The sequence below is a fragment of the Acinetobacter sp. GWC1_38_13 genome (assembly GCF_001767535.1).
GTDB lineage: Bacteria > Pseudomonadota > Gammaproteobacteria > Pseudomonadales > Moraxellaceae > Acinetobacter > Acinetobacter junii.
Genome location: NZ_MELG01000057.1, coordinates 8,527 through 14,227, shown reverse-complemented (window position 1 = coordinate 14,227; position 5,701 = coordinate 8,527). Strand labels below are relative to the sequence as shown.

Genomic DNA, 5,701 nt, shown 5'->3' with positions numbered 1-5,701 from the left:
TATTCAATTCTGTTTTCCCAATTGCTCTTTGCCAAATTAATCTAAATGAATTTGAATTATGTGGAATTAATTTTACTCTATCCATGTAAGGGATAAGGTTTAGAAGATCACGGGCTTCTTTAGATAAGGGAACATCACGAGCATCACCATTTTTTGTGATTGGCAAATGTATGTAGTCAGGATAGATATTGTTACACGTAATCCCTAGAATCTCCCCTTTTCTCATAGCAGTTTCAATCGCAAAAAGAAAAGTCCATGCAACATACTGTCTTGGTGTTTGTGGCTTTGTTCCAATTTTATAATTAAGCGCCTTAAGTATGATTTCAATTTCACTATGACTTATTAGTCGATTACGGGCGGGAGGCTTAGTTGGCTTAGTGACCTGTGCGAATGGATTGTCTTCAATCAAGAAAAGTTCATTTTTGGCGTAATTAAAAACTGATGTGTATAAACACATTTGTCGATGTACTGTCCCAGGTGCGACTTTCTCTAAACGTTTATCTCGCCATTTTTTTACGTCAATAGGTTTAATTTCATAAATTGACTTTTCAGCAAGTTCACCAAAATAATTTTTAAATGTTTCTCTTTTTATTTGTTGCTTTATAAAGGATTTACCTCTTTTCTTATATCCAACTTCATCATAATATTTCTGACAAAGGACAAAGAATGAAAAATATGGTTTTTGCATCTGAGTTTTTTTAGGATCATACTCAGCTTTCATTTCAAGTAAACGAATAGCAGCCCATTGTTCACACTCTCGTGCAGTATCACGTGTGACACTGTCTCTAAGATTTTTATAGCGTACTTGAATACGCCAAGCATTGCCGCGCTTCACTGGTTTTTGCATAAATCCACCTTGGTGTCGTAGCAGCACCAAACACAAAACCCAAGTGTAAACTTGGGGGCGTTTTGGTGCTAAAACGGAAATAATAAGGTGTTTTTGACGCAGATTTTGACGATTTTAAACCATCAAGCTGACCAATTTAGCATTAAAAACTCTTAAATTACCTTAATTTTAGCGACTTAACTACTTGATAATTAAGTATAAAATTTTGGTAGGTATAAGCAGACTCGAACTGCTGACCTCTACGATGTCAACGTAGCGCTCTAACCAACTGAGCTATACACCTAGAATGAACAGCATAATATTCATTTTTTATAAGCTTCACAAGTTTTTTTGAACCTGTTTTAGTGTAATCGCACAGTCTTTAAGCAAACGCTTAAAGAGCATGAGATTATTTTCGTCCTTTTGTTCCTTAAAAATAATTTTTTGATATAACACAATAAGTTGTTCAAATGATTGATAACCATTAGCCTGTTCAGATAAACGATGCATCCACATCTGAAATGTCTCAGAATGTCTTTTTCGCAAATGAATGGGCAACTTTTTCTGAAACTTTTGTATTTCACGGTCGTAAGACGTTTGTTTGGATCTTTGCACCCACCAATAATAAGCTGCATACAAAATTAGAATTGATCCAAATCCTCCGATTAGAATAATCACATAGGCATAACTTGAATTTAATCCTAAACGTGATAACCAATTCTTTTGCTTTTCTACATCATATCCAACGACTTTACTCTGCCACTGATAACTTAAATAATCACTCCAAATTCGCATGTTTTTTAGCATTTTAAACTGCTGTAAACGCCAAGCTTCTGATTGCTGATCACCCCAGATTGTTTCGTCTTGGGCTAAATAATTTTGCATGCCTGTGTCAATTCTTTGCGGCGCAATCATCGCTGTTGGATCAATTCTTTGCCATTTACCATTTAGATAAACTTCACTCCATGCATGTGCATCTAATTGTCTTACTTCCCAACTCTGATTATCAGGTGCTAGTTGCCCCCCTTGATAACCTGTTACCACACGGGCAGGAATACCTGCATAACGCATTAACATTACAAAACTAGATGCATAGTGCTCACAAAACCCTTTACGACTTGAAAATAAAAACTGGTCTATGCGGTTTCCACCCAAAGTTCCGGGAGTTAATGTGTATACAAAACCATTTTTGCGATACCAAGCTAAGACACTTCGGATATATTGGTTCGGTTGATGCTGGCTTTGATTCAATAATGTTTCTGCGAGTTTCTGTGCTTTTGGATCTAATCCTTCAATGAATCGGGTATTTATTTCTATTTGTTTCGGACTCAAAACTTCTGATTGAGCAGATATTCTGCCTAACCACAACATTTGTATTGGTTGATTTCGCTTTATCAATTTTGATGGGCGAATACTATCATCCTGATAAACCTGTAAATATCGTTCTTGAGGAACTGAATATTCAAGTCCCATGATCCAATTGGATTGTTCATCAGCTGATAAATATTGGTATTTAACTTGTTTTTGAGTAGCGTAATTCACTCGCTTCAAACTTTGATTTGAATAATGACTGGTCCACGTTGAACCATCATACATATCCAATACCAATGCTCTCCAATATAAATCATTTCGACTCGGCAACTGATTCATATTTGCCACAATACGAAATGCTAGAGCTGATGATTGCGACAGCTCCGCAATATCACCTGGTGACATACGATCACTAATCCCTGTCGTCGCACTATCTTGTTGAATTGGAATTGACCACAATGGGGGTAACCGCGGGAAGAAAATAAATAATAAAATAAAAAATGGGGTCGCTACTGCTACAAATTTAAATATCTGCTTTAAATCACGTCTGAACTGGTTTGATGCTGTTTTTTGCTGAAAAAGTGCGGTTTGAATGCGATATAACCCAACCATACACATGATAAATGCAGAAAATACTACTAGCGCCATCCAGAATGCTTGACTGTGCAATAATAGACTAGCACTGACAAATAATGCGAAGTTAAATACAACCAAGAGATCTCGAGTATTTTTAACTTCCATTGTCTTTGCAATTAAACAGGTACAAAGAAATGCAACTCCTGCTTCCACACCAAACAAGCTTCGGTATTGTAGAAAGATCAAGGCAATAGAAACTATCGTAAATGGAACAAGGATCCAATTCGAAAACGCCGTGATTTGGTTCTTTACGTATCGCCAAACCAAAACCAACAATACGACAGCCCATAGACCACTCAAAGTAAATGGAATAAACGGGATTTGTCCAATTAGTATTAAGACTAGCGCAACTAAAATACAGAAGTAAATTTGTTTATTCATCATCAAGCCTGCGCCAGCAAAAGTTTAGCCTTGATTAACTGTGATTGACCTTGTCCACTTTCTAATCGTGCATGAGGCAATATCACAGCATAGTCATCTCCCAATAGTTCGCATTGCTCAATTAAACCCATCATAAAACTCAGTTTTTGTTCATGTCCTTGTGCAGGTATTTGTTGATAATCTATTTCTAAATATTGATGATTGGCTTGAGTTTCGAACATTTTAATAAAAAATCCTTGTCCTCTTGCAACCTGTTTCCAAGCTACATTTTGATAGGAATCACCATGTTGAAATGCTCTTAGCTCTTTAAACTCATCTAAGCTGTCTTGAGCATTGGTAGGTTGGCTTTTATGTTCTTTTTGCCAATCATGAGCTTTGGGAGCAATCCACACTTTATGCTTAGGATATAAATAAGTCCATGCACGCACTAAACCGAATGGGTAAGTAGAATATATTTTTATGGGTGAAAAATCGTATTGTCCTCGAGCATTTGGGTAAAATGGCAACTCAAAAATTTGTTGAGTATGCTCAAAGCAGAAAAAATGTTCTTTCTCTTCACTAATTATTCTCAAATATCGGGTGAAGATACTTTTTTGTTTAAACATTATTTTTAGTGTAAATGAGTTATCCACTTGCCCTATCTCAGGAAAGACAAGCTCTATATCCAGCCGATGTAACTGCTTAAAAGTAAGATAAAAACTAATCCATAAAATTGCACTAATTAAAAAACAAAAACCTAGAATTAAGTTATTTGCGTAGTTAATACCTGCAATAAACGTAATCAAAATTAGCACAAGATATAGAAAACCTTGCCTACATAGAAAGATCAAAATATCTTTTTGTGTAAGTCGCTTCTTTTCATCAATTTGGAATCGTTTTGCAATCCAGTTTTGTAGTGGATGCTTGAATAATTTTTGCATATCCCACTCTCAACTAGAATGCCTCTACCGATTCTAAAATTTTTCTTACTTCATTTTCACCCAAACTGAGACGATGTGAAACTACAGATATAAACACCATCTGCACGTCGTCTGTCGTTACAAAAGCTCGCCCTTCTACTAATGCATAAGCTTGGGATGCAGCTTTTAATGCCAATACTCCACGTGTTGATAAACCATGACGTTGCTTACGTGTTTCAGCGGCCAAATCTAAAATATAGTTAAGTACAGCATCACTTAAAAAAACTTGTTTAGCGAGTTCACGTAAATGCAAAATATCCACTTGATTAAATACAGAATCCAATTGATGAATAAGAAGCTGACGTGAACTTTGTTGAAGTAAAAGTTTTTCAGCTTGGCGAGATGGATAGCCCAAAGACAAACGCATTAAAAAACGATCTAGTTGAGACTCAGGCAAAGCATAGGTTCCACTTTGAAAAAGTGGGTTTTGCGTAGCAAGCACCCAAAAAGGCTGAGGTAATTCATAGTGAATACCATCAACTGTAACCGCCCCTTCTTCCATTGCTTCGAGCAACGCGCTTTGCGTTTTAGGGCTACAACGATTAATTTCATCCGCAAGTAAAATTTGAGTAAAGACAGGGCCTTTTTTAAATTCAAAAATATGTTCTTTTTGATTAAAAATATTGATACCAATCACATCACTCGCCAGCATATCATTGGTAAATTGGATTCGTTGAAAATGCAGTCCCGCCAAACGAGCTAAAGCACTGGCTAATGTTGTTTTACCCAAGCCTGGTAAATCTTCAAATAGCACATGACCGCCAGCCAACAAACAAGTCAGCGCAAGTTTAGTTTGTTGCGGCTTATCTAAGATCAGCTCATTAACTTGAATAAGGAAACTTTCTATTTTATGGCTAAAGCTTTTAATATCTTGTTCTAGTTGCTGATTTTGTATTTTTTTTTCTTGAACAGAAGCTTTTTCCATGCCCCACATAATTCTATCCCCAAAATCAAAACAGTGTATGCATCAACATACACTGTTTTGATTTTTTTTCAAAGAAATCAAATGACTTCTAGCAAGGACATTTTTTCATATTCCCGCCTGACGATGGGTAACGCGCATCGACACAGTGACGATAAAAAGTCTTCGCATCCATCGGTGTCAAATCTGGATGATGCTGTTGCATATGTCTGAGATAGTTTTCGTAATCTGGTACTCCAACCATTAAACGGAAACTTTTTTGCAAGTTTTGCCACAGAATTGCGATACGAGACCAATTTCTTGGTGAGAAAATCAGGTGTTTTTGCGACATAATAGTGAATTTAATAATCTTCACGATTACGGAACCACCTTCTTTCGCAATTTTGAAATCCATACTTATTCTCCCTTCACGCTATTCGCAGTCATCTGTACATCTGAATAAACAGCAGGTGCCTCATTCACAGTAGGCGTTGAACTTGCTAATGCTTTTCGAATTGCTCCAATAGATGCAATTACCATTACGATAGCAACAATCATAAAGAATCCACACAACACCGCGTTGATTTGATTGGACATCACAATTGTTTGCATCTCTGCTACTGTTTTCGCCGGAGCGAGTATCTCCCCACGTGCAATCGCATCAGAAAAACGGTTCGCTTGAGCAAG

General features: G+C 36.7%; 5 protein-coding genes, 1 tRNA gene and 1 pseudogene. All 7 read right to left on the bottom strand.

Features of this window, described 5'->3' with window-relative positions:
- Positions 1 to 847, bottom strand: an 847-nt coding sequence (locus A2003_RS05785; RefSeq protein WP_286686951.1) for a tyrosine-type recombinase/integrase, incomplete at its 3' end; no start/stop codon positions are given.
- A 206-nt stretch (positions 848 to 1,053) separates the two neighbouring features.
- Positions 1,054 to 1,130, bottom strand: a tRNA-Val gene (locus tag A2003_RS05780).
- A gap of 35 nt (positions 1,131 to 1,165) precedes the next feature.
- On the bottom strand, positions 1,166 to 3,154 hold the full coding sequence (locus tag A2003_RS05775) for a transglutaminase TgpA family protein (protein WP_286686952.1): 1,989 nt from the start codon (positions 3,152 to 3,154) through the stop codon (positions 1,166 to 1,168).
- Between the two features lie 2 nt (positions 3,155 to 3,156).
- Entirely contained in the window at positions 3,157 to 4,074 is a 918-nt protein-coding gene (locus A2003_RS05770) for a DUF58 domain-containing protein (protein ID WP_286686950.1), read from the bottom strand.
- A 13-nt stretch (positions 4,075 to 4,087) separates the two neighbouring features.
- Entirely contained in the window at positions 4,088 to 5,047 is a 960-nt protein-coding gene (locus tag A2003_RS05765; RefSeq protein ID WP_042891930.1) for an AAA family ATPase, read from the bottom strand.
- A 79-nt stretch (positions 5,048 to 5,126) separates the two neighbouring features.
- Positions 5,127 to 5,429: a YbdD/YjiX family protein gene (locus tag A2003_RS05760; protein WP_130576056.1), complete on the bottom strand. Its 303-nt coding sequence runs from the start codon at positions 5,427 to 5,429 to the stop codon at positions 5,127 to 5,129.
- A gap of 2 nt (positions 5,430 to 5,431) precedes the next feature.
- A pseudogene (locus tag A2003_RS05755) lies at positions 5,432 to 5,701 on the bottom strand (carbon starvation protein A); the annotation flags it as partial.

What these genes read in the sequence shown, in the direction of transcription:
- A2003_RS05775 (WP_286686952.1), bottom strand. Translation starts at nt 3,154, where the DNA reads ATGAATAAACAAATTTACTTCTGTATTTTAGTTGCGCTAGTCTTAATA.
- A2003_RS05770 (WP_286686950.1), bottom strand. Translation starts at nt 4,074, where the DNA reads ATGCAAAAATTATTCAAGCATCCACTACAAAACTGGATTGCAAAACGA.
- A2003_RS05765 (WP_042891930.1), bottom strand. Translation starts at nt 5,047, where the DNA reads ATGTGGGGCATGGAAAAAGCTTCTGTTCAAGAAAAAAAAATACAAAAT.
- A2003_RS05760 (WP_130576056.1), bottom strand. Translation starts at nt 5,429, where the DNA reads ATGGATTTCAAAATTGCGAAAGAAGGTGGTTCCGTAATCGTGAAGATT.